This is a genomic window from Ectothiorhodospira shaposhnikovii (assembly GCF_047222355.1).
In the GTDB taxonomy this organism is placed as follows: Bacteria; Pseudomonadota; Gammaproteobacteria; order Ectothiorhodospirales; family Ectothiorhodospiraceae; genus Ectothiorhodospira.
The window spans coordinates 3,160,604-3,183,743 of the sequence record NZ_CP178333.1 but is presented as its reverse complement, the minus strand read 5'-3'; the positions used below and the strand labels follow the sequence as shown (position 1 = coordinate 3,183,743).

The window sequence follows — 23,140 nt, the reverse complement described above, 5'->3', positions numbered from 1 at the left end:
CCGGATGTCTGTTCTCACTGGCCGGTGTCCCGTGCCTCGTCGTCATCCCTGCAATGGGCGCATAGCCCTCGTCCTTCCATGATCTGCCTTTCCAGCATGAAGCCCTGACGGCTGGCCTGCGCGGCCACTTCCTGGCTGATCGTCCCGTTTTCCATCTCTGTCACCACGCCGCATTTCCGGCAAATCAGCATCAGGCAGTCATGCTCATGGTCGGGATTGGTGCAGCCCACAAAGCCATTCAGGCTCTCGATACGGTGAATCAGGCCTTGAGCCAGCAGGAAGTCCAGGGCGCGATAGACCGTGGGCGGCTTCACGGTATGGTCGGCAGAGCTGAGTTGATGAATCAATTCGTAGGCCTTGATGGCCTCATGGTTTTGCCAGATCTTTTCCAGTACCCGACGTCGCAGGGGGGTCAGTCTCACCCCCCGGTTCTGGCACAGGCGTTCCGCAGAGCTGAGGGCGGAAGTGATGCAGGCCGTGTGATTGTGCGCGGGATTGGAGATGTCTGCTTTGTGTCTGCACATCAAGTTTTACCTGTTTGAGCCTCGGCAGGGTGGCCCGGTATCTGGACTCATATCATAGAATACGCGATGCAGGCGTTGAGGCCGGAGATGTCCGCTATGGACTCGATTGGGAGCCTGGGCTATTTTGGTGCTACATATGTCTCAAGGATGCTCTGAATGAGCATTCCCGTGCCAGCGGGAATTCAATCATGGGCCTGGAGTTCCGAACTTCCATCTTCGCGTGGGTAACGGCGAGGGACTGATCCAGTGTTTCCTTGAGTGGCCGTGATCAGGAGCCTGGTATTTGCAAAAGGAGTGATGGAATTGCGTGCCGAGGGGTAGACAGGAGAATGCGGGACTCTTTCTTTCGGAGGCCTGGGGGAGCGGGTATCTTCGGCTATCGTCAGGTAACCCTGGCGCTTGCACTGTGGGTTGTGACGGCTCTGTTTTCATCCGTTCCTGCTGGTGCCCAAGTGGTGGTGATCAATGATTCCATCGCTGAAACCGCACTACCTATCGCAACTATCCGTGCAATTTTCAGCCTGCGGGTGCAGGCCCTGGATGGACAGAAACTCACGGTCTTCGTGCTGGATCCCCGAGACCCGGTCCATGCGAGCTTCAGCAAGGATGTGCTCGGTGTCTTCCCGTATCAGCTTCAGTCAGCCTGGGACCGGAGTGTCTTTTCCGGGTCCAGTAGCGGTCCTGTGGTTGTGAATTCCGAAACCGAAATGTTGCGGCGCGTGTCCACTACTGCGGGCGGTATAGGCTACCTGAGCCTGCCTGCGGCCCAGGAAGGTATGCGCATTCTGAACATTCAGGGGGGGAATCCATGACCGGCCATCGGAAGGCGATAGCGTGGGCTTCGGCGTACCTGTTTGCCGCGTTGTTTTGGTTGTCGCCCCAGCTTCATGCCCTGGACGCCCCGCTGCATCTGCATGGTTTCATCAGTCAGGGGTATCTGCACTCCACCCATAACAACTATTACGGTTCCAGCACCCAGGGCAGCTTCGACCTGACGGAACTGGGTGTGAATGCATTTCTTGCCCCTACGGCGTCTCTCTCCCTGGCGGCCCAACTGGTCAGTCGCAGGGCGGGAGAACTTTACGATGGCACGCCTCGCATGGACTATGCTTTCATGGATTACCGTCTCCATTCCTCCACGGATGGCTACGGCGGCGTGCGTTTGGGGCGAGTCAAGATTCCCATCGGGTTTCATAATGAAACCCGTGATGTGGCCACGACCCGGCCCGGCATTCTGCTTCCCCAGTCCGTTTATGTCGAAGGTCTGGGCATCCGGGATTTTTACATCGGCGTCGATGGTATGGCGGCATATTGGGAATGGTTCCACGAGCGGTCGAGTCTGCAGATGGATCTCGGGCTCGCTTTGCCCACCACGCTTCAGGACGAGACCCAGGCCGCTTTCCTGCGCACGGTATCCGCACCCGGTGATCTGCGGTTGACATCGGGCCAGAACCTCCGTCTGCTCTACGAACATGATGGTGGCCTATTGAGGTTGGCCGCGACCTATTCACGGGTTCGCACCGAATACCGGCCTGGCGGGCAGGACTTTCTGGTCCGAGGGCAGGCTCCGGTGGACGCTCTGGTTTTCAGCATGGAATGGAACCGTGAAGATTTCAGTCTTGTCGCGGAGGCGGCCCATCGCCGTATCGGCCGCAGCGGCTTCATCCCCTTGGCGCCGGACGCCACCCGATATGAGCAAGGTTACTACGTCCAGGCAACCTACCGGTTTGCTCGGGGCTGGGAGGCATTCCTGCGTCATGACAGCCACTGGAACGACCGTGATGACCGCGGCGGCGAACAACAGTCCGAGGCTTCAAGAGGGTCCCAGTCACTGGCACCACAGGCACCTCATCGATTCTTTCAGCATCAGTGGACTCTGGGTATGGGTTGGCGTATGACGCCTCAATGGTTGCTGCGCGCCGAGTGGCACCATATCCACGGGACCGCCCTGACCCCCCTGGCCGATAATCCCGCATTTGATCAGGCTGGCGGCAAAGCCCGCTGGGATCTCTTTGGTCTGCAGGCCTCCTTCACCTTTTGAGCATGCATCCCCTGACCAACAGAAAGGACAGCCAGGTCTTCAGTCTGAAGTGGAAGCTGCTCCTGGTGTTCGGGGTGCTTCTTGGGGGGCTTTTTACCGCATTTGCCGTGATGAATCATGGCAATCTGCAAGGGCAGTATGATGAATTGCGGGCAGTGGAGCAGGCACGTTCCCAGAAGCAGCTTCAGGGGCTGCTGCGACAGTCCCATGCTGATCTGCTCAATACCGCGCATCTGGTCCCCTCCCTGTCAGGGCTTCGTCAGGCCTTGAAGCGGGGAGATGCCGGGGAACTGGGACGGTTGTTTGCTCCCCAGTGGGCAAGCCTGCAGGTGGATACGGATCTTGTGCTGGCGGGATTTCTCGATCTCCATGGGCGCTTCCTGCTGGAAATACAGATTCTGGAAGCGGGTTATGAGCCGCCTGAGCGCCTGTGGTCTGCGGTGGATCATGCCCTGCTCAGGGAAACACCCAGTACCTTCACCGATTGCCGGTCGCCCTGCCTGAGCTATGCCGTGGCCCCGGTCCTGGCCAATGGTCAGACGGTGGGCGTGGTGGTACTCGCGCGCCCGGTTTCCCATCTGGTCGTGTCCTTTCATGAGCTTTCTGCGCTGGATGTGGCCATGTTCAGTCTGGTTCCCGGGGCCGATGAGAGAAAACTGATCGGAATTACGCGCCGTGATCGACTGACTTCCCTGCTGGACTCCCAGGAACTGGAAAACATGGCACCGAACCAGGCCCGGGTAGTGCATCTTGACGGTGGCTTGCAGCTTGAATTAATGCCTTTCCTGCTGCTGGATGATGCCTCGGATCATCAGATCCTTTCCGTGGTCATCACTGATGTGACCACGGTACGTCGACAGATTGCCATTGCCCAGCGCCAGAATGTGCTCATGGGTGTGGCCGGCATGCTGCTGTTCGCCATGGTGGTCGTTGCGATGACCCGTGTGCCGCTTTTTCGCCTGCGCCGGGTGGCTCGGTTGTTGCCATTGCTGGCCGAGCGCCGTTTTTCCGTGGTGCGAAACGAGCTGAATGAGCCCGTGCGCCAGTTGTTTCCGGATGAACTGAGCTTGCTGGAACGCACGACGTTGCGGCTTGCGGACCGGCTGGAACGGCTTGAGGCCGACGTGCGTCGTCAGCGTGAATCTCTGGACCTGAAGGTACTGGAACTGTCCATTGAACGGGAACGTTATGCTCTGGCGGCCGCCGGAACCAATGACGGACTGTGGGACTGGAACCTGGAAACCAATGAAATTTTTTATTCCCCCCGCTGGAAGGCCATGGTGGGTTGCGAGTCGAGTGAGATCACTTCCAGTCCCCATGAGTGGTTTGACCGGCTGCATCCTGACGATCTCCCCAGACTGCAGAGGGAACTGCAGGCGCATATCGAAGGGCATAGCCCGTGGCTGGAAACGGAGCAGCGAATGCGTCATGGGGCGGACGGCTACCGCTGGATGCACTTCAGGGGGCTTGCTGTCCGTAACGCCCAGGGCAAGGCCCATCGCATCGCCGGTTCCATGAGCGATGTGACCGAGCGGCGGCGGATCGAGGAGCAATTGCGCCATGATGCCCTTCATGATCACCTGACCCAGTTACCCAACCGGACACTACTGGTGGATCGCCTGGAGCAGGCCATCACCCGTTTCCAGCGTTCCGGCAGTGGTTTCGCCGTGCTGTTTCTGGATCTGGACAATTTCAAGACCGTCAACGACAGCCTGGGGCACCTGATCGGAGATCAGATGCTGCATCAAATGGGCTTGCGGCTCAGGGAGCGCCTCCGTCCGGGAGACTCCGTGGCCCGTTTTGGCGGAGATGAATTCGTGTTGCTGCTGGAGGATGTTTCTTCGGAGGAGGAGGTTCAGCAGGTGGTGACACGGCTGCGCTCCGCCATGGAAACACCCGTGAGCGTGGGTGATCAGGAAATATTTGTCAGTTTCAGCGTGGGTATCGCCCTGGGTCGTCCCGAGGATCGCTGTGCGGAGGATGTGCTGCGTAATGCGGATACCGCCATGTACCAGGCCAAGCTGCACAACCCCGGGAGCAGCATGTTCTTTCACGGCGGCATGAGGGTCAGTGCATTCAAGCGTCTGACCCTGGAAACGGCTTTGCGCCGCGCCCTCGAACGCCAGGAGTTCGTGTTGCACTATCAGCCTGTGGTCTCTCTGCGCGAAGGCGATCTGTTGGGGTTCGAGGCATTGTTGCGATGGCAACCCCTGGGAGACAGGCCGATCTCTCCCGCGGATTTCATTCCCTTGGCGGAGCAGACCGGACTGATCATTCCCATTGGGAGATGGGTGGCGGAACAGGCGATCGAACAGGCTGCGCGCTGGAAGCGCCTGTGCCCTGATGTCTGTCTCCCGATCAACATCAATGTTTCAGGAAAGCAGTTTCGTGATCCTGAACTACTGCCCGTCATGGAGCAGGCGTTGAAGCGCCATGGTCTGACCGGTCGATACCTGAAAGTGGAGATCACCGAAAGTGCGGTGCTGGAAAATGTTGCGCAGGCCCTTTCGGTGATGGCGTCCCTCAAGGATGCCGGCATCGATCTGTGCATGGATGATTTTGGTACCGGATACTCTTCCTTGAGCCAGTTGAAGGATCTGCCCTTTGATGTCGTGAAGATCGATCGGTCCTTTGTCCATCGCTTGACCACGGATTCAAGGCATGTGGGCATTGTTCGGGCGGTGACGGCGATTGCTCGGGAATTGAACAAATCCCTGGTGGCCGAGGGTGTGGAAACACCGGAGCAGGTGGCCTGTCTGCTGGATCTTGGTTGCGCTAATGGGCAGGGCTACCTGTTCTCTCCGGCGGTGGAGGCGGATAGGGCCGAATCATGGATAGGACACGCCGAAGGTTGTTTCGCGGAGACTCTGAGCCGGTTGAATGGCTGAAGTTGTCGTGCCGGTGCGTGTTTTGGGATGATGCGGGGAACCCAGTCGCCGGAGAAACGGTTTGAGCACAACAAACAGGGATCCGCTTCGCACCCGTCTTGCTGAACTCATTGAAGAGCATCGTGCCCTGGATGAGGCGATTCATCGATTGGCCGAAGGGCCTTTTGTGGATCAGGTTCGACTTACCCGTTTGAAAAAACGCAAGTTACTTCTCAAGGACGCCATCTCGCGGCTGGAGAGCCGCTTGATACCCGATCTCAACGCCTGACAGGGCCCGACGGGGTAACCCGCCGGGCTGAGATGTTATCCCCATATGTCCGCGGTGATGCTGTCGTACCAGCCCTGCGTATAGCGGGCCTCCTGGCGGCGGAAATTCGGGCCGGCATCGGCGGGACTGACGCCGCCTGAGCCGGGCACGCCGGTGATTTCCCCGTTCGTGTAGCGATAGACGGCGGCAATACTGATGCCGTAGTCCGGCCCTACCAGGCTGTAGCAGGTATTCACCGTTGACAGGGCCAGCATGTCCTGGTCAGCCATGGCGCGCACGATGGCGGCGGCGGCGGTCTTGCCCTGGGTGTTGGCGGAATGACCGGACTTGGGCATCTGCCCGGCGATACAGGCATCCCCGATCACGAAAATGTCCGGATCCATCGCCGACTGGAAATTGAGCTGGTTGACCGGGCACCAGCCGGTTGCGTCGGCCAGGCCCGCCTCCCTGGCGATGCTGCCCGCCATCTGGGGCGGGATGAAGTTCAGCACGTCCGCCCGAAAGCGGGTAAGACCGCCGTCCGAATAGACGGTCCGGGTGGCCGGATCCATCCGCTCCACCTGCCCGCCCTGGGAGCTGGGCACCCACTCGATCATGTCGCCGTAAAGCTGCTTCCAGCCGTCCATGAACAGGCCCTGTTTGGAAAAGGCCTCCTTATTGTCCAGGATGATGATCTTGGATCGCGGTTTGTGATGCTTGAAATAGTGGGCCACCATGCCGGCCCGCTCATAGGGCCCGGGCGGGCAGCGGAACGGGTTGCCCGGCACCACCATGGCGAACACGCCTCCATCCGGCATGGCTTCCAGTTGACGGCGCAGGGTTACGGTCTGGGGGCCGGCCTTCCAGGCATGGGGGATCTCTTCCGCCACGGCCTGACTGTACCCTTCCAAGGTATCGTAGCGGAAGTCGATGCCCGGTGAGACCACCAGTTTCTGGTAGTTCAGTTGTTCTCCACCGGCCAGATGAACAGTGCGGGTATCACGGTCGATGGCGGTGACGGTGTCATGGATGATCTCGACACCGTGCCGGTCGCGCAGAGCCCCGTAGGTCTGCTCCAGGTCTTCCATGCGGGTCAGTCCGCCCAGATACCAGTTGGAGCCGTAGCAGGTGAAATAGCGGGCATTGGGTTCGATCAGCACAACCCTGAGGCTGGGCTCGAATCGCTTCAGATACTTGGCGGCCGTGGCGCCCCCCGAGCCACCACCGATCACCACTACCTGGGCCTTGGCCTTGCGGCTGTCCGGGAGGGTGCCGCAGGCGGCCAGGGCGGTGGCGGCACCGCCGGCGCCCAGGGCGCGGAGGAAATTTCTGCGTGACATCTGTCTCATGGTCGCTGTGCCTCTCCTAGCGCAGGGTGCTGAGATATTCGGCGATGAGCTTGATTTCCTCATCCGTGTAACCGGTGGCATGGCGATCCATGACGGTGGCGGGCCGGGTGCCGTCCCGGAATGCCTTCATCTGCGAGATCATGATCTCCGGAGGATACCCGTAGATGCTGGGGATGCTGCCGGCACTGTGTCCGTCGGTGCCGTGGCAGGCATAGCATGTGGTGGCCATGAGGGCCCCGCGGGAGATTTCGGCGGTTGCTGTCTGGGTCAGCCCCATGCCGACCAGGAAGATTGCGAGGGCGCGGCCTGTGTGGCGCAAAACGGTCTGTTTCATGGAATTCAGTGTCCTCCTTATGTAAGGTGGCGGGCTCCGTGTATCCGCTTCCGTTCCTTGATGATAACTTCGAGACATATACTTAATCTTTCATGGTATTTGGGAATTGATTTGTGTCAACTGATGCGGGGTCATGGTCCCGGCGGCGGACGGCTTCAAGGGCAATATATATTTGCTCTGGTAAATACCGCTAATACACAATAATCCGGATATAAGAACCTATGGGCATGAGTTTTCCACAGACCGCGGATGCAAGAGACGCCTACCCATGAGTCATGATCAGCGCAGACACCCACGGGTACCCATGGAAATCACGGTGGAGCTTCACTGTGATGATGAACCGCCCCGGCGCGTGCAGACCATTGATCTGAGTGGTGGCGGCGTGATGCTGCTGATCCCGGAGGGATCGGTTCCCGCGGAAGGGGCCGAAGTGAAGGTGAGGGTCTGCGGGCAGCTCGGGGATGGCGAGGCGCCGCCTCTGGTCAACGCCCGGGTGGTCAGGCGCCTGCCGGAAGGGGTGGCGGTGGAGTTCCTTCCCTAGTAGATTCGGTCCACTCCGGGCGGGCGGGTGGCGAAGCGCTTGTAGCTCCAGACGTATTGTTCGGGACACAGCCTGATCAACGTTTCCACGGCCTCGTTGATGGCGCGGGCCGCGACTTGCGGATCCGCTGCGTACACGGCTTCCGGCACCGGAATGCAGCGATAGCGGTATCCTTTTCCGGCCGGCAGGCGCTGCGCAAACGCGAACACGATCGGCACCCGTCGTGGCCCTGCCAGCCGGTTGAGCAGGGTCATGGTGAGGGCGGGGCGCCCGAAGAAGGGGGCAAAGATGCCGCGGGCGCCCTTGGGTGTCTGGTCCGGCAGCATGCCGATGAGCTCACCGCGGGCGACTGACCGCTGGATTTCCTTGATGCCGGCCATCGTCGTCGGCACCAGGCGGGCGCCGGTGGCTGCCCTGGCCTCCCTCAGGGGGCGGTCCAGGGCGGCCAGTCGGGGGGGGCGAAACAGGCTGGTCATGGTGCCGAAGCCGGCCGCGTGCAGCCCCGCGAACTCCCAGCTCCCCAGGTGGGGCGAGACCAGGAAGGCGCCCCGGCCCCGTGCCAGTGCCTGATTCAGGTGTTCCTCGCCCTCCACCCCCCTCAGTAGGGCCTGTACCCGCGCGCTGCCGGCATGCCAGAGCCAGGGGGCCTCCGTCAGTGCCTTGCCGGTTTCCATGAGGCTCTGACGGGCGATGCGGTGATGCCAGTCGGCATCCTGTTCCGGGAAGCAGGCGGCCACGTTGATCAGGGAGATGCGGCGTAGCTCGGTTCTCAGTATCCAGGCCAGCCAGCCCAGCAGGGCGCCCAGGGCATGGTTCATCCGCAAGGGCATGCGGGCCAGCAGGGCAAACAGGAGGCGGATCAGGAATTCCATGGCGATTCCGCCTGGGGGGCGTTCGCAAGAGCCCCGGCGGTGTCGGGGACATCCTCCAGTCCCACCGACATGAGCGGCGTCAGGGTGCGGATCAGGCTCTTGAACAGTCCCGGATTGTCCTGCTCCTCACGGGCCAGCAGGGCCTTCATGTGGGGCCGCTGGGTGGGTTTGCCGAATCGGGTGGGGCAGTTTTCCTCCATGATGGGCAGTCCCGCCTTGTGTGCAAAGTCGCGGATCCGCCGCTCCCGGGCGTAGACCAGAGGTCTGATCACGCGCAGGTCTCCGGCCTCGATCCGGTAATGGGCCTTCATGGTCTTGAGTCGGCCGCCGTGGAAGGCGCTCATGAGAAAGCTCTCCGCCAGATCATCCAGGTGCTGTCCCAGGGCGATGACGTTGTAGCCCTGTTCCCGGGCCGTGCGGTAAATCAGGCCCCGCCGCATGCGGGAGCAGAAGGAACAGTAGGAGTGGTTGTCCAGGTGCTTTTCGGCCCGCGCCAGGATAGGCTCGCTCACATAGGCATAGGGTACGCCCAGTGCCTGGAGGTAGGGGATCAGGGCGCGTTTGTCGGTCAGACCTGTCTGGGGATCGATGGTGACGGCACCGACCTCGAAACGAACCGGTGCCCGTTGCCGGAAATACAACAACAGGTGCAGCAGGGTCAGGGAGTCCTTGCCGCCGGACAGGCCAAGGAGAATGCGGTCGCCGTCCCGGATCATGCGGAAATCGCCGATGGCGCGACCGGTATCCCGGATCAGGGAACGAGGGGGTTGAATCGGGCTGGACATGGCCGCCGAAGATACCCACTGGGCGGAATCCATGGCAAGTCTTTCCGTGGGAAAAAAAACTCCCACCATCCCTGGTGGGAGCGAGACCATCCCGGGTCCGGTGATTGAAGCGGCGCTCCCTGCCTGCCTGGTGGATCCATTCCACGCCTGGTCCGGAGACATCCCTTACCCCATCAACCCAGGATCCCTGGGAGGCGCTTCGTGCACCATGGGTATATGATTTCACAATGGCGGGGGCGGCGAACACTCCCCAAAAGCCATGAAAAACGAGGTTCAGGGCGGAAAACCTGTAGGGATTTTCTTACACGCGTGCCTTGAGCCTCCCTCTGAACCCGGAGAAGGTTTGTGCCCATGTCCGTTGATTCCCTGTTCCCCGACATTCGCCCCTATCGCACCCGGCATCTGGATGTGGATCCTCCCCATCGTCTCTATCTGGAAGAGTGCGGGTCTGAAGCGGGTTTGCCGGTGGTGTTTCTTCATGGGGGACCCGGCTCCGGGTGTGAACCCTGGCATCGGCGTTTCTTCGACCCCAACCGTTATCGCATCGTGTTGTTTGATCAGCGGGGGTGCGGACGTTCCACGCCGCATGCCTGCCTGGAAAGCAACACCACCTGGGATCTGGTGGCGGACATGGAGCGCATTCGCGAGTCGCTCGGGATCGATCGCTGGGTCCTGTTCGGCGGTTCCTGGGGTTCCACCCTGGCCCTGGCCTATGCGCAGACCCATCCCGAGCGGGTGCTGGGCATGGTGTTGCGGGGCATCTTCCTGTGCCGTGACGAGGATATCCGATGGTTCTACCAGGAGGGCGCCGGACGCCTGTTCCCCGACTACTGGGCCGACTATCTGACGCCGATTCCCGAAGCGGAGCGCAGTGACATGGTGGCCGCCTATTACCAGCGTCTGACCGGTGCGGACGAGGTGGCCCGCATGGCGGCCGCCAAGGCCTGGTCGGAGTGGGAAGGGCGCACGGCGACCCTGATCACCAATCCCGCCGCGGTGGGGCATTTTCAGAACCCTTTCACCGCCCTGAGTCTGGCCCGCATCGAGTGCCATTATTTCCGGCATCAGGCCTTCCTGGCGCCGGGGCAGCTACTGCGCGACGCCCATCGTCTGGCGGAGATTCCGGGTTACATCGTCCATGGACGTTATGACGTGGTGTGCCCGGTGGATCAGGCCTGGGCTCTGCACCATGCCTGGCCCCGGGCGGAGTTCACCATCGTGCCGGACGCCGGCCATTCCGCCGGTGAGCCGGGGATTGCCCAGGCGCTGGTGAGGGCAACCCAGGCGCTGGCGGATCGCCTGACATGATCGCCCTGCTGCAGCGGGTGAGTCAGGCCCGGGTGGTGGTGAGCGGCGAGACCGTCGGCGAGATCGGCCCCGGCATCCTGGCCCTGGTGGGGGTGGTGCGGGAGGATGGTCCCGCCCAGGTGGAGCGTCTGCTGGAGCGGATGCTGGGTTATCGCCTGTTCGAGGACGAGCAGGGGCGCATGAACCTGAGTCTGCGGGAGACCGGGGGCGGCCTGTTGCTGGTGCCTCAGTTCACCCTGGCGGCGGATACCCGCAAGGGCATGCGGGCCAGCTTTACCCCGGCGGCGGATCCGCGGGCCGGGGAGGTTCTGTTCGATCAACTGGTGGTCCGGGCGCGGGAAGTCTGGCCGCGGGTGGCCACCGGCCGGTTCGGCGCCGACATGGCCGTATCCCTCACCAACGACGGCCCCGTGACCTTCTGGATCGAGGCCCGCTAGATCACCTTGAGCCGTTGGCCGTCCCTCATGCCGGGGGCGACTTGCCGTTACCGTTGTGGTGGTTGCGCAGGTCTTCCACCGGCTGGGTGCCTGCCACGGTATAGAGTCCATCCAGGTCGTAGATGGTGATCAACTTGCGTCGTACCTGGATCAGTCCGGCGGCCTGGAAGCGGGTGAAGAGTCGACTCACCGTCTCCACCGCCAGGCCCAGGTAGTTGGCGATGTCGTTTCTCGACATGGTGAGGTTGAATTCCGTGCGCGAGAACCCACGTATGCCCAGGCGGTTGGAAAGGCTGAGGAGGAAGGCGGCAAGCCGGGCATCGGAGGCCTTCTTGCCCAGCAGCATCATGAAGTGCTCGTCGGTCTGGATTTCCCGGCTCATGATGCGAAAAAGCTGGTGTTGGAGTCCCGGGATGCGAACCGAAAGCTCCTCGAGACGGTCGAAGGGGATTTCGCAGATGCTGGTGGTTTCCAGGGCGCGGGCGGCGCAGGGATGGACGCCGTCGCTGATGGCGTCCAGGCCCAGCAGTTCGCCGGGCAGGTGAAAGCCCGTGATCTGTTCCTGGCCGTCATCGGTGAGGGTGTAGGTCTTCACCGTGCCGGAACGAACGGCGTAAATGGATGTCATACGGTCGCCGGGGCGATAGAGGTGATCCTTGCGCTGCAGGGGTCGTTTTCGGTTGATGATCCGTTCGAGCAACTGCAGCTCTTCATCGCCGACCCCCAGGGGCAGGCACAGATCGTGGAGACTGCAGCTCTTGCAGGCTTGCTTGAGACTGCCTAGATCAAGGATCTTCGGGGCGGACATGCGGGTTCAACCACTCCTGCAGCCTTTCGGCCGCCAGCTCATTGCCGAGGTTCGGTACGCACTGACTCGGCACCTTACCCAAAGCCGGGCCGGGAGACAAGCCGGCAGGACTCACCGTGGGCGCAAGGCTGTGGTAGGATGGCCCATTGAATCTTCATTAGTGCTTCAGCGCCCATGACTTCCCGTACAGCCCAGATCACGCGCGATACCCTGGAAACCCGGATCCAGGTCACCCTCAACCTGGACGGCCAGGGCCGCGGCGAATTCGCCACCGGCGTCCCCTTCCTGGACCACATGCTGGATCAGGTGGCCCGCCACGGCTGTATCGACCTGTCCATTCAGGCGGACGGCGATCGCCATATCGATGACCATCATACGGTGGAAGACATCGGTATCGCCCTGGGGCAGGCCATGGCCCAGGCGGTGGGGGACAAGCAGGGGATACGCCGTTACGGCCATGCCTATGTGCCCCTGGATGAAGCCCTGTCCCGGGTGGTTGTCGACTTTTCCGGTCGCCCGGGCCTGCAGTATCACGTGACCTACCCCAGGGATCGCATCGGCCGGTTCGAGGTGGAGTTGTTCGAGGAGTTCTTCCAGGGCTTCGTCAATCATGCCCGCGTCACCCTGCACCTGGACTGTCTGCGGGGCAGGAACGCCCATCATATCGCCGAAACCCTGTTCAAGGCCTTCGGCCGCGCCCTGCGCATGGCGCTGGAGCCGGACCCCCGCATGCAGGGGGTGATGCCCTCCACCAAGGGCGTGCTCTGAACGTATCCGTCTTCCCGGCCCGACTTTCGAAGAACCCTTTATGAATACTGTTGCGGTGGTGGATTACGGCATGGGCAACCTGCGCTCCGTGGTCAAGGCCCTGGAGCACGCGGCCCCGGCCGGCACCCGGGTGCTGCTTACGGATCGCCCCGCTGACATCCTGGAAGCGGACAGGGTGGTCTTCCCCGGCCAGGGGGCGGCCCGTGACTGCATGCAGGCCCTTGATCAGCGGGGATTGTCGGGGGTATTGCGCGAGACGGCGCTGACCCGGCCGTTCCTGGGCATCTGCATGGGCATGCAGGTGCTCATGGATCACAGTGAGGAAAACGGGGGTACCCGGTGCCTGGGGATCGTCCCGGGGCGGGTGCGCTGGTTTGGCGTCGATCTGACCGATGCCCGGGGCGAGCGCCTGAAGATCCCCCACATGGGCTGGAATCGGGTCCACCAGGTCCATGCCCATCCACTGTGGGCCGGCATCGAGCAGGACAGTCGTTTCTATTTTGTGCACAGCTATTATGTCGAGCCGGCCGCCCTCCAGGTGGTGGCGGGTACCACGGACTACGGGATGCCGTTCACCTCGGCCATCGCCAAGGACCATATCTTCGCCATCCAGTGTCATCCGGAAAAGAGCGCCGCCACGGGTCTGACCCTGCTGCGCAATTTCATGCACTGGACCGGCGGCGTCTGAAATCAGTCAATCAGGGGAATTAGATCATGCTGGTGATCCCGGCCATCGACCTCAAGGACGGCAAGTGTGTGCGGCTGCGCCAGGGGCGCATGGATGACTCGACGATATTTTCCGAAAGCCCGGTGGAGATGGCGGCGCGCTGGGTGGACGAAGGTGCAAGAAGGCTGCATCTGGTGGATCTGGACGGCGCCATCGCCGGCCGTCCCCGCAACGCGGACATCATCGGCGAGATCGTGTCGCGCTTCCCCGACCTGCCGGTGCAGGTGGGTGGCGGCATCCGTGACGACGACACGGTGCAGGCCTATCTGGATGCGGGCGTACAGTGGGTGATCATCGGCACCAAGGCCGTCAGCGCTCCCCACTTCGTCAATGACCTGTGCCTGGAGTTTCCCGGACGCATCATCGTCGGGCTGGATGCCAAGAACGGCAAGGTGGCCATCGACGGCTGGTCCAAGCTGTCCCATCACGACGTGGAAGACATGGCCAGGCACTTTGAGCAGGACGGCGTGGCCGGCATCATCTTCACCGACATCTCCCGCGACGGCATGATGCAGGGGGTGAACGTGGACTCCACCGTGAGCCTGGCCCGTTCGGTGAACATCCCGGTATTCGCCTCCGGCGGCGTCACCAATATTGAGGATATCCGCCGTCTGTGCGCGGTGGAAGACGAGGGAGTCACTGGCGTCATCGTCGGGCGCGCCCTTTACGAAGGTACCCTCAGTCTTGCCGAGGCCCAGGCCCTGGCGGACCAGAACGCCGCCTGAGCCCAGGGTCGACCATGCTTGCCAAGAGAATCATCCCCTGTCTGGACGTGGACCGTGGCCGCGTGGTCAAGGGCGTCAACTTCGTCGAGATCCGGGATGCCGGTGATCCGGTGGAGATCGCCCGGCGCTATGATGCCGAAGGGGCCGATGAACTCACCTTCCTGGACATCACCGCCAGTTCCGATGAGCGCGAAACCATCGTGCACGTGGTGGAGCAGGTGGCCGAACAAGTGTTCATCCCCCTGACGGTGGGGGGCGGCATTCGCCGGGTCGAAGACATCCGGCGCCTGCTCAATGCGGGGGCGGACAAGGTGTCCATCAATACCGCCGCGGTCTTCAACCCGGATTTCGTGCGCGAGGCGGCGGACCGGGTCGGTTCCCAGTGCATCGTCGTGGCCATCGACGCCAAGCAGGTGTCCGCGCCGGGGGAGCCCCTGCGCTGGGAGATCTTCACCCACGGCGGTCGCAAGCCCACCGGGCTGGATGCCATCGATTGGGCCCGGCGCATGGTGGACAACGGAGCGGGCGAGATCCTGCTCACCAGCATGGACCGGGACGGCACCCGTCAGGGCTTCGACCTGCCGCTCACCCGGGCCATCGCCGACGCGGTGACGGTACCGGTGATCGCCTCCGGCGGCGTGGGGCATCTTCAGCATCTGGTGGAGGGGGTCACCGAGGGGCACGCGGACGCGGTACTGGCCGCCAGCATCTTTCATTTCGGTGAGCACACCGTGGGCGAGGCCAAGCAATACATGGCCGAACGGGGTGTCGAGATTCGCCTGTAGGGTGACCTGAAGAGGTCATTTTCGTTTCGGGGCAGGTCATCGGCGCCTCTGGGCATGTCGTTCCCGCGAAAGCGGGAATCCAGCGGCGGATTGAACATCCTGGACTCCCGCCTTCGCGGGAGGACGGCAAAAGGGCCTTCGGGGTAGAACTTCCTTGGGGGCATGTTCCCCGGTTGCTGGTAAATTCCCCCGCCAACGGTTTAAAGTACATGCCCGATACCTATATCCCCAGACTTGGTGCATGACCCTGAAAACTCCCCTGGACATGATTCGATGGAATGCCGACGGTCTTGTCCCCGTCATCGCCCAGGACCATGCCGATGGCTGCGTGCTGATGGTCGCCTGGATGAACCGCGAGGCCCTGGCCCGTACCCTGGAAATCGGCGAGGCGGTCTACTGGTCGCGCTCCCGGGCCCGGCTGTGGCACAAGGGGGAAAGCTCGGGGCATGTGCAGGTGGTGCATGACCTGCGGCTGGACTGCGATCGCGACGTGATCCTGCTGAAGGTGGAGCAGAAAGGCGGCATCGCCTGTCATACCGGTCGGCGCCATTGTTTCTATCATCAGTATCGGGACGGTGAATGGGTGGAAGTCGATCCGGTTCTCAAGGATCCGGCGGCCATCTACGGTGAGGAGGCCCCTTCCCATGGCCGATGATCGCATCCTCGAACAGCTGGCTCGGGTGCTGGAGTCCCGCAAGGGCGCGGATGCCTCCAGTTCCTATGTGGCGAGTCTGTATGCCAAGGGGCTGGACAGCATCCTCAAGAAGGTGGGCGAGGAAGCCACCGAGACGGTGGTGGCCGCCAAGAACGGCGATCCCGAGCAGCTGATCCATGAGACCGCCGATCTGTGGTTCCACACCCTGGTGATGCTGGCGCAGCAGGGGCTGGGTCCGGGCCAGGTGCTGGCGGAACTGGAACGGCGTTTCGGTCTGTCGGGGTTGGAGGAGAAGGCGGCGCGCGGCGCCCGCTAGTCCGCCGCTCACGATACGGATCACAGCGGATACATTACTGACACATCTGGAGGCATCTCATGGGTTTTGGCGGCATCAGCATCTGGCAATTGCTCATCATCCTGGTCATCGTGGTCCTGCTGTTCGGGACCAAGAAGCTGCGCAACATGGGCGGCGATCTGGGCAGCGCCATCAAGAATTTCCGGCAATCGGTCCGTGAAGGCGAAGCCGAGGCCGACAAGGGTAATGAAGATACGCAGCACAAGCCCCTGGAAGACAAGCCCGGTCGCGTATTCGAGGCCGAGGCCACCACCGAGAACAAGACCCGGGAAGGCGAGCGTCACTCCTGATTCCCGACAGGTCTTCATGCCGGGCGGCGGCCGTCAGGCCCCGCCCGACCCATCCTCATAACCGCGGCGGTTGATACGGACGCATGTTCGATTTCGGATTCTGGGAACTCATCGTCATCGGCCTGGTGGCGCTTCTGGTCGTGGGGCCGGAACGCCTGCCCAAGCTGGCCCGTGAAATCGGTCGCTGGGTCGGCAAGATCCGTCGTTTCGTCAGCAGCGTGCGCTCCGATATCGAACAGGAGTTGCGGACCGAAGAACTCAAGAAGATGCTTGAGGACCAGGAGCGGGAGATCGGCCGCCTCAAGACCATGATGCAGGATACGGAGCAGGATCTGCGTCGGTCGGTGGACAAGACCCGGGATCGGGTCAGGTCCGTGGAGGATGAGGTCAAGGAAGGCAACGCTCCGGCGGCGTCTGGTGATGCCGGGGCCGGTAAACCTCCCGCCTCGTCGACGCCCCCCGAGTCCGATCAGACCCGGAAATCAGACCATGAATCATAATTCCGAGTCCCCCCAGGCCGGGAATGAGGCCGAGGGGACCCTGCTGTCCCATCTGGTGGAACTGCGTACCCGGCTGCTGCGCAGCGTGCTGGCAATCCTGCTGGTCTTCCTGGTGCTGTTCCCCTTTGCCAATCCCATCTACACCTTCCTGGCCGGGCCGCTGATGGTGCACCTGCCGGAAGGCAGCAGCATGATCGCCATCGAGGTGGCGGCGCCGTTCCTGATCCCCTTCAAGCTGGTATTGATGCTGGCGATCGTGATCTCGGTGCCCTTCCTGCTGTATCAGGCCTGGGCGTTCATCGCCCCGGGGTTGTACCGGCACGAGAAGCGGCTGGCCATGCCCCTGCTCATCTCCAGCACCATCCTGTTCTATCTGGGGATGGCTTTTGCCTATTTCGTGGTTTTCCCGCTGATCTTCGCCTTCTTCACCGCCTCGGCCCCGGAAGGGGTCGCGGTGATGACGGACATTTCCCGCTACCTGGATTTTGTCATCCTGCTGTTTTTGGCTTTTGGCATCGCCTTCGAAGTGCCCATCGCCACCATCCTGCTGGTGGCCATGGGGCTGACCACGCCTCAGCAGCTCGCGGCCAAGCGGCCCTATGTCATCGTCGGCGTGTTCGTGGTCGGCATGATCCTCACCCCGCCGGACATCATTTCCCAGACCCTGCTGGCGTTGCCCATGTGGTTGCTGTTCGAGATCGGGATCGTGTTGTCGAAGATTCTGGTCAAGAAGAAGGCAGCCCGGGAGGCAGCGGAAGGGGAAGACCCTCCGCCCGCCGATGATCCGCCGGGTCGCCCCGCCGCCGCGCAAGAGGCATCCGACCTGTCGGCCAGGGCCGCGGCGGCCGCCGCCAAGGCCCGCGCCAAGGCCGCCACCGCCGCCGCCCGTGCCCGCCAAGGTCGCGGAAATGAAACCGATCAGCCACTTTCGGCGTCTGAGATGGATGAAGCCCTGGATCAGGCCGAGGCGGAGGAGCGTCGGCTACGGGGTGGTTCGGATAATCCCAAGCCAAAACAGGACAACTGAATGACGCAGCCTTCCCTCAACACCCCCCGTCGTCCCACGTTGCTGGTCATCATGGACGGGGTGGGGGTCAATCCGGGCAAGCTCAACAACGCCTATCACGATGCCGCCACGCCCCGGCTGGATCAGTATTTCGCCAACCACCCCCATACCTTGCTGGAGGCGTCGGGCCGGGCCGTGGGGTTGCCGGACGGGCAGATGGGCAATTCCGAGGTGGGGCACCTGACCCTGGGTTGCGGCGCCGTCATCCGGCAGGACCTGGTGCGCATCGATGATGCCATCGAGGACGGCAGTTTCATGGACAATGAGGCCCTGACGGCAGCCGCAAAGGCCGCCGCCGCTGCCGGCCGTCCCCTGCATCTGGTGGGGCTGGTGTCCGACGGTGGGGTACATAGCCACCTTCGTCACCTGCACGCCCTGATCGATCTGTGCGCCCGCCATCGTGCCCGACCGGCGATCCACATGATCACCGACGGCCGCGATACCGCGCCCAAGTCATCTCCCGGTTATGTTCCCGCGCTGGAAAAGGCCTTGAAATCCTGCGGTGGTCAGATCGCTACCGTGACGGGCCGGTATTACGCCATGGACCGCGACAAGCGCTGGGACCGTACCCAGCTGGCCTTTGATGCCATGGTGCACGGCAAGGGTGCGCGGGCCTCCAGTGCGGCCGCGGCCCTGTCCGCCGCCCACGAGGCGGGCGAAACCGATGAATTCATCAAGCCCCGGGTCATCGACAAGAGTGGTCTGATTCGCGGCGGCGACCCGGTGCTGTTCTTCAACTTCCGCAATGACCGTCCCCGCCAGCTCACGGAAGCCCTGAGCGGCCCGGATTTCGCCCACTTCGATCGGGGCGATTTCACCCCGGCCGCCGTGACCTGCCTGACCCTCTATGATGCCCGCTATGAACTGCCGGTGGCCTTTCTGCCCGAGCGTCCCCGGGTGACCCTGTCACGGGTCCTGAGCGAGGCGGGCCTGAAACAGTTTCATTGCGCCGAGACGGAGAAATATGCCCATGTCACCTTCTTCTTCAATGGTGGCGTGGAGGCCCCCGCTGAAGGTGAAGAACATGTCATGATCCCTTCGCCCAAGGTGGCCACCTACGATCTCAAGCCGGAGATGAGTGCCCCCGAGGTGGCCGACGCCACCATCCAGGCCCTGGAAAGCGGTCAGTACGATTTCATCCTGGTGAACTTCGCCAATGGCGACATGGTGGGGCATACCGCGGTCTATGAAGCGGTGGTGAGCGCGGTGGAAGCCTTGGATACCGCCGTGGGACGGGTGCTGGACGTGGCCGTGGCAAAGGGGTATTCCGTGATCCTCACCGCCGACCACGGCAACTGCGAGGAATTGATCGATCCCGCCACCGGCGAACCCCACACCCAGCACAGCATGTATCCGGTGCCCTGTCTGATCATCGACAGCGGAGTCAAGCATCTGCTGACCGGCGCGGGCCTGAGCGCCATCGCACCCACTGTGCTGCAGCTCATGGGGCTGGATCAGCCCCGGGAGATGACCGGCAGGTCGTTGCTGCTCGATACCTTCGTCAGGTGACGAGCGCGCTTTCCCGACAGTAGAAATACACCAGGTTGTCGGCGTTTTCCGTCAGTGGAGAGCCCAGACTCAGATAGCCGGATCCGGTGAGGGGGGCGGCATCCTGGTGGAGGAAACGGATCTTGCCGGTCTTGTCCTGCAGGTAGGTGCCGTTGAGGCTCTGGTCAATGAGTACGAACCCGCCATCGCGGCATTCGACCCGGGCATGGCGGCGGGAGACGAATTCCTTGGGCACGACCAGGTCGCACTGCCGGTTCCGTCCCATCATGAAACTCTCATCCGTGGGCTGGAGATTGACCACCGCGTCACGGTAATGCAGGAGCAGGCTGCCGCCGGACGGCTGTTCGGCGGACTTTGAGGGCTTGGGGGCACTGACTGGGGCTGTTGTGTGTTCCCGATCCTCGGTGACGTCACCGCTGCGGCGATCCACCAGACGGCGCCGATTCTTGGTGACCCATTCACCGGAGCTGTCCCGAAACGGGTAGTTGGGGCGTCTTTCGTAGCGACGTCGCTCTCCCTTTCTTCTGAGATCCATGCCCGTGTGCTCCGCGACAAGATGTAAACCGTCTCAGTATAAACCAATCGTCCGTGGGCAAACCTGGGGCGCTGTCACGGACTTGGCATGGTGGCAGGGTCCGTCCCCATGCTAGGATCGGCTGCACTTGGCCTTATTTCTCATCAGGTTATCGCCATGTTGAGCGCATCCAGGATCATTTCCGCACACGGCGCCGGCCCGACCCCGGAGGTCATGGCTCGCCTGGGGAAGTGGCTGGCCCTGTTGCTGGTGGTGATGTTGGCCTGGACACTGGCGCAGCTCACCTGGACCTTGTTTGCGCCGCGGGAGACGGGGCCCCTGCCGGTGGCGCGGGACTTGCCTTCATACCCCCTTGCCGCGACGTCCCGAGCCGATGAGGTCCACCGCTTGGCCGCCGTGGCCGATTTGCAACTGTTCGGCCATGCGCAAGCCGTGGCCGAAGCCCCGGTGGTGCCCACGGAGGCACCGGAAACCCGCCTGCGCCTGACGCTGAAGGGCGTGGTGGCCTCCTCTGCCGAGCCCGTCCTGGGCGTGGCCTTGATCGCCGATGATCGCCAGAATGAGCGGCATTACCGGGTGGGCGCGGAGTTGCCGGGAGGTGCCCGGCTGGAACAGATTTTCAGTGATCGGGTGATCCTCTCCCGTGAAGGCCGCTTTGAAATGCTGCGCCTGCCCAGAGAGACCCTGGACAGTGCGGCGGTGGTGCCGGCCTCTCAACCCGCCCAGGTCGCCACCGCCGCGCCGGCACCGCCGTTGCGGGATGCGGGGCTGGCGGCCAGCCTGGCAACGCGACGGGATACCTGGTTGCAGGAACCTTCCCAGTTCATGGAAAGCATCCGGGTGCGGCCGGTGATGGAGCAGGGGGTGATGAAGGGGTTTGCCGTTTCCCCCCGCAGGGATCCGGCCCTGTTCCGCCAGGCGGGACTTCGCCCCGGCGATGTGGTAACCGGGATCAACGGCACCCCGGTCAACGCCATCAGCGATCCCCAGGCCCTGATGGCCGAGTTGGCACAGGTCACCGAGGTCACCCTGGACCTTGAGCGTCAGGGCCGTGCCATGTCATTGACCCTGCCCATCGGGCAGTGATGGAGAGCTGCATTACATGAGTGGACGTTGCCGAAAGTGTTTGATCCTGTGCCTGCTGGCGATCACCTGCCTGCTGCCGGTCGTGCCGGTGGCCGAGGAAAACGGCGCCACCCTCAATTTCCGGGACGTGGATATCCAGGCCCTGATCAACTACGTCTCCGAGGAGACCCAGACCAATTTCATCGTGGATCCCCGGGTCCGCGGTCGGGTCACCCTGGTCTCGGGTCGTCCGGTCAGTCGCGCGGAACTGTACGAGATCTTCCTGTCGGTACTGCGGGTTCATGGCTTTGCCGCCGTCCAGACCGACGGAGTGATCAAGCTGGTACCCGATGCCATCGCCAAGCAGGCGGAAGTCCCCACCGCCTCCGAGCGCAGTCCGTTGCAGGGGGATGAGTACGTCACCCGGGTGATTTCGGTGACCCACGTGGACGCGGCCCAGCTGGTACCCATCCTTCGGCCCCTGATCCCCCAGAGCGGTCATCTGGCCGCGTCCCCGGAATCCAATACCCTGGTCATCTCCGATACCGCCGCCAACGTCAATCGGTTGGTGGGCATCATCGGCCGGATCGACCAGGAAAGCCGGGAGGACATGGAGGTGATTCCGCTTCAGCATGCCGCCGCCGCGGAGGTGGCGCGGATCATCAGTACCATGGAGGGGGCCGAAGGTCGTCAACGCCCCGGCTCGCGCCTGCAGGTGATGGCGGACGAGCGCACCAACAGCATCCTGCTGAGCGGCGATCCCAAGCGCCGCATCCCCGTGCGGGCGGTGATTTCCCATCTGGATATTCCCATGGAGGGAGGCAACACCCGGGTCATCTATCTGCGCTACGCCAAGGCCGAGGACGTGGCCGAGGTCCTTCGGGGGCTGGCCGCCTCTATGGAGGCGGCCGGCGGCGGTGCCGCCGGTGCCGGGCGAGGAGGCAGCATTCATGTGCAAGCCCATGAGAGCACCAATGCGGTGGTGATCAGTGCGCCGCCGGATGTGATCCGGGACATGCGCGCGGTGATCCAGCAGCTGGACGTGCGCCGCGCCCAGGTCCTGGTGGAGGCGATCATCGCCGAAGTGTCCACCGAGCGCGCCCGGGAACTGGGGGTTCAGTGGGGTATCGGCTCCGAGCGCGACGGCGTCGGGATCATCAACTTCGGCAGCTCCGGTTCCGGGCTTTATCAGCTGACCCGGGGTTTCCTGGCCGGCGGCACGGACCTGCCCAGCCTGGGGGATGGCCTGACCCTGGGGGGCATCGGCCAGTCCGGCGGGACCACCATCGCCACCCTGATCCGGGCCTTGGCCGGAGATTCCGCCAGCAACATCCTCTCCACCCCCAGCCTGCTGACCATGGACAACGAGGAGGCCGAGATCATCGTCGGCCAGAACGTCCCCTTTCGTTCCGGTCGGGCCATCGAACAGTCCGGTCAGGCCTTCGACACCATCCAGCGCCAGGACGTGGGGGTGAAGCTCACGGTCCGTCCCCAGATCAACGAGGGCAATGCGGTGAAACTGGAGATCGAGCAGGAAGTCTCCCAGGTGGCCCCCAGGATCAGCGGCCAGGATGCCGCGGATCTGATCACCAACAAACGCAGCCTGCGCACCAGCGTGATGGTGGACGACGGGCAGATGGTGGTGTTGGGCGGGCTGATCGATGATGTCCTGGTACAGACCCGCAACAAGGTGCCGGGCCTGGGCGACATTCCCGGCCTCGGGCGGCTGTTCCGTTACGACACCTCCAGCAAGGAAAAACGCAATCTGATGGTCTTCCTGCATCCGGTGATCATTCGGGACCACAATGACATGACCGGACAGACGGCGGCCAAGTACAACTACATCCGGGCCGAGCAGCTGCGGTCCCGTGCCCAGGGGGTGTTGATGATGCCCGACGACACGGTGCCGGTGCTGCCTGACTGGGAAGCGTTGCTGCATCTGCCACCGCCCTTCGAGGCCTCCGCGGCCGCCACGGTGCGGGGCCTGTCCATCCAGCCGCCACCGGGGCGTCAATGAACGCCCGCG

25 protein-coding genes and 1 pseudogene are annotated in these 23,140 nt (G+C 62.8%); 19 read left to right on the top strand and 7 right to left on the bottom strand.

What is annotated here, in order from left to right; genetic code table 11:
* Positions 1–14: 14 nt before the first annotated feature.
* Positions 15–524, bottom strand: coding sequence for a transcriptional repressor (locus ACLF6L_RS14670; RefSeq protein ID WP_412851953.1), 510 nt, complete (start codon positions 522–524; stop codon positions 15–17).
* A 329-nt stretch (positions 525–853) separates the two neighbouring features.
* Between ACLF6L_RS14670 and ACLF6L_RS14665 the strand changes: the two genes are divergently transcribed.
* The 4 genes from ACLF6L_RS14665 to ACLF6L_RS14650 all read left to right on the top strand — a co-directional run bounded on the left by ACLF6L_RS14665 (position 854) and on the right by ACLF6L_RS14650 (position 5,721).
* The gene (locus tag ACLF6L_RS14665) at positions 854–1,336 is read left to right on the top strand and encodes a hypothetical protein (protein ID WP_412851952.1); all 483 of its coding nucleotides are present in this window, start codon (positions 854–856) and stop codon (positions 1,334–1,336) included.
* Positions 1,333–2,565: a hypothetical protein gene (locus ACLF6L_RS14660; protein WP_412851951.1), complete on the top strand. Its 1,233-nt coding sequence runs from the start codon at positions 1,333–1,335 to the stop codon at positions 2,563–2,565. Before ACLF6L_RS14665 ends, ACLF6L_RS14660 begins: the two co-directional genes overlap by 4 nt.
* Before the next feature lie 2 nt (positions 2,566–2,567).
* Positions 2,568–5,453 carry an EAL domain-containing protein gene (locus tag ACLF6L_RS14655; protein WP_412851950.1) on the top strand — a complete coding sequence of 962 codons (2,886 nt, stop codon included), beginning with the start codon at positions 2,568–2,570 and terminating at the stop codon, positions 5,451–5,453.
* A 61-nt stretch (positions 5,454–5,514) separates the two neighbouring features.
* Complete coding sequence (locus ACLF6L_RS14650; protein ID WP_200173665.1) at positions 5,515–5,721, top strand: YdcH family protein; 207 nt, start codon at positions 5,515–5,517, stop codon at positions 5,719–5,721.
* A gap of 35 nt (positions 5,722–5,756) precedes the next feature.
* Here ACLF6L_RS14650 and ACLF6L_RS14645 read toward each other — a convergent pair whose 3' ends face one another.
* Together ACLF6L_RS14645 and ACLF6L_RS14640 are read right to left on the bottom strand one after the other, a co-directional pair.
* Positions 5,757–7,049 (bottom strand): FCSD flavin-binding domain-containing protein, encoded by a 1,293-nt coding sequence (locus ACLF6L_RS14645; protein ID WP_412851949.1) that lies wholly within the window; start codon positions 7,047–7,049, stop codon positions 5,757–5,759.
* A 16-nt stretch (positions 7,050–7,065) separates the two neighbouring features.
* Entirely contained in the window at positions 7,066–7,383 is a 318-nt protein-coding gene (locus ACLF6L_RS14640) for a c-type cytochrome (protein WP_238616454.1), read from the bottom strand.
* A 268-nt stretch (positions 7,384–7,651) separates the two neighbouring features.
* Between ACLF6L_RS14640 and ACLF6L_RS14635 the strand changes: the two genes are divergently transcribed.
* Positions 7,652–7,924 carry a PilZ domain-containing protein gene (locus ACLF6L_RS14635; protein ID WP_238616453.1) on the top strand — a complete coding sequence of 91 codons (273 nt, stop codon included), beginning with the start codon at positions 7,652–7,654 and terminating at the stop codon, positions 7,922–7,924.
* Here the strand turns inward: ACLF6L_RS14635 and ACLF6L_RS14630 are convergent.
* Positions 7,921–8,796, bottom strand: a complete 876-nt coding sequence (locus tag ACLF6L_RS14630; protein WP_238616452.1) for a lysophospholipid acyltransferase family protein — start codon at positions 8,794–8,796, stop codon at positions 7,921–7,923. The genes ACLF6L_RS14635 and ACLF6L_RS14630 overlap by 4 nt on opposite strands.
* Positions 8,784–9,614, bottom strand: a complete 831-nt coding sequence (locus ACLF6L_RS14625) for a tRNA 2-thiocytidine biosynthesis TtcA family protein (RefSeq protein WP_412851948.1) — start codon at positions 9,612–9,614, stop codon at positions 8,784–8,786. Before ACLF6L_RS14625 ends, ACLF6L_RS14630 begins: the two co-directional genes overlap by 13 nt.
* A 318-nt stretch (positions 9,615–9,932) precedes the next feature.
* Here ACLF6L_RS14625 and pip point away from each other — a divergent pair, with 318 nt between their 5' ends.
* The gene (gene pip / locus ACLF6L_RS14620; RefSeq protein ID WP_412851947.1) at positions 9,933–10,889 is read left to right on the top strand and encodes a prolyl aminopeptidase; all 957 of its coding nucleotides are present in this window, start codon (positions 9,933–9,935) and stop codon (positions 10,887–10,889) included.
* Positions 10,886–11,326, top strand: a complete 441-nt coding sequence (gene dtd, locus ACLF6L_RS14615; RefSeq protein WP_238616450.1) for a D-aminoacyl-tRNA deacylase — start codon at positions 10,886–10,888, stop codon at positions 11,324–11,326. The genes pip and dtd overlap by 4 nt, the downstream gene beginning before the upstream one ends.
* 25 nt (positions 11,327–11,351) lie before the next feature.
* Here dtd and fnr read toward each other — a convergent pair whose 3' ends face one another.
* Positions 11,352–12,134, bottom strand: coding sequence for a fumarate/nitrate reduction transcriptional regulator Fnr (fnr, locus tag ACLF6L_RS14610; RefSeq protein ID WP_238616449.1), 783 nt, complete (start codon positions 12,132–12,134; stop codon positions 11,352–11,354).
* A gap of 174 nt (positions 12,135–12,308) precedes the next feature.
* Here fnr and hisB point away from each other — a divergent pair, with 174 nt between their 5' ends.
* The 10 genes and pseudogenes from hisB (at position 12,309) to gpmI (ending at position 19,514) form a co-directional block, all read left to right on the top strand.
* A complete protein-coding gene (gene hisB / locus ACLF6L_RS14605; RefSeq protein ID WP_238616448.1) occupies positions 12,309–12,902 on the top strand; it encodes an imidazoleglycerol-phosphate dehydratase HisB in 594 nt (197 codons plus the stop codon).
* Between the two features lie 40 nt (positions 12,903–12,942).
* A complete protein-coding gene (gene hisH, locus ACLF6L_RS14600) occupies positions 12,943–13,590 on the top strand; it encodes an imidazole glycerol phosphate synthase subunit HisH (RefSeq protein WP_412851946.1) in 648 nt (215 codons plus the stop codon).
* 26 nt (positions 13,591–13,616) lie between these two features.
* Entirely contained in the window at positions 13,617–14,354 is a 738-nt protein-coding gene (gene hisA, locus ACLF6L_RS14595) for a 1-(5-phosphoribosyl)-5-[(5-phosphoribosylamino)methylideneamino]imidazole-4-carboxamide isomerase (protein WP_238616446.1), read from the top strand.
* Positions 14,355–14,368: 14 nt separating this feature from the next.
* Positions 14,369–15,139, top strand: coding sequence for an imidazole glycerol phosphate synthase subunit HisF (hisF, locus tag ACLF6L_RS14590; RefSeq protein WP_238616445.1), 771 nt, complete (start codon positions 14,369–14,371; stop codon positions 15,137–15,139).
* 241 nt (positions 15,140–15,380) lie between these two features.
* On the top strand, positions 15,381–15,794 hold the full coding sequence (gene hisI, locus ACLF6L_RS14585; protein WP_238616444.1) for a phosphoribosyl-AMP cyclohydrolase: 414 nt from the start codon (positions 15,381–15,383) through the stop codon (positions 15,792–15,794).
* Entirely contained in the window at positions 15,784–16,110 is a 327-nt protein-coding gene (locus ACLF6L_RS14580; protein WP_008930908.1) for a phosphoribosyl-ATP diphosphatase, read from the top strand. The genes hisI and ACLF6L_RS14580 overlap by 11 nt, the downstream gene beginning before the upstream one ends.
* Before the next feature lie 59 nt (positions 16,111–16,169).
* Entirely contained in the window at positions 16,170–16,439 is a 270-nt protein-coding gene (gene tatA, locus ACLF6L_RS14575; protein WP_238616443.1) for a Sec-independent protein translocase subunit TatA, read from the top strand.
* 83 nt (positions 16,440–16,522) lie between these two features.
* Positions 16,523–16,810 (top strand): annotated as a pseudogene (gene tatB, locus ACLF6L_RS14570) (Sec-independent protein translocase protein TatB); the annotation flags it as partial.
* Positions 16,811–16,928: 118 nt separating this feature from the next.
* Positions 16,929–17,966, top strand: coding sequence for a twin-arginine translocase subunit TatC (gene tatC / locus ACLF6L_RS14565; protein WP_238616442.1), 1,038 nt, complete (start codon positions 16,929–16,931; stop codon positions 17,964–17,966).
* On the top strand, positions 17,967–19,514 hold the full coding sequence (gpmI, locus tag ACLF6L_RS14560; protein ID WP_412851945.1) for a 2,3-bisphosphoglycerate-independent phosphoglycerate mutase: 1,548 nt from the start codon (positions 17,967–17,969) through the stop codon (positions 19,512–19,514).
* Here the strand turns inward: gpmI and ACLF6L_RS14555 are convergent.
* Positions 19,507–20,049: an FHA domain-containing protein gene (locus ACLF6L_RS14555; RefSeq protein ID WP_008930913.1), complete on the bottom strand. Its 543-nt coding sequence runs from the start codon at positions 20,047–20,049 to the stop codon at positions 19,507–19,509. The two genes, gpmI and ACLF6L_RS14555, sit on opposite strands and share 8 nt — an antisense overlap.
* A gap of 156 nt (positions 20,050–20,205) precedes the next feature.
* Here ACLF6L_RS14555 and gspC point away from each other — a divergent pair, with 156 nt between their 5' ends.
* A complete protein-coding gene (gspC, locus tag ACLF6L_RS14550; protein ID WP_412851944.1) occupies positions 20,206–21,135 on the top strand; it encodes a type II secretion system protein GspC in 930 nt (309 codons plus the stop codon).
* Between the two features lie 16 nt (positions 21,136–21,151).
* Complete coding sequence (gspD, locus tag ACLF6L_RS14545) at positions 21,152–23,131, top strand: type II secretion system secretin GspD (protein ID WP_412851943.1); 1,980 nt, start codon at positions 21,152–21,154, stop codon at positions 23,129–23,131.
* The last annotated feature ends 9 nt before the right edge of the window (positions 23,132–23,140 follow it).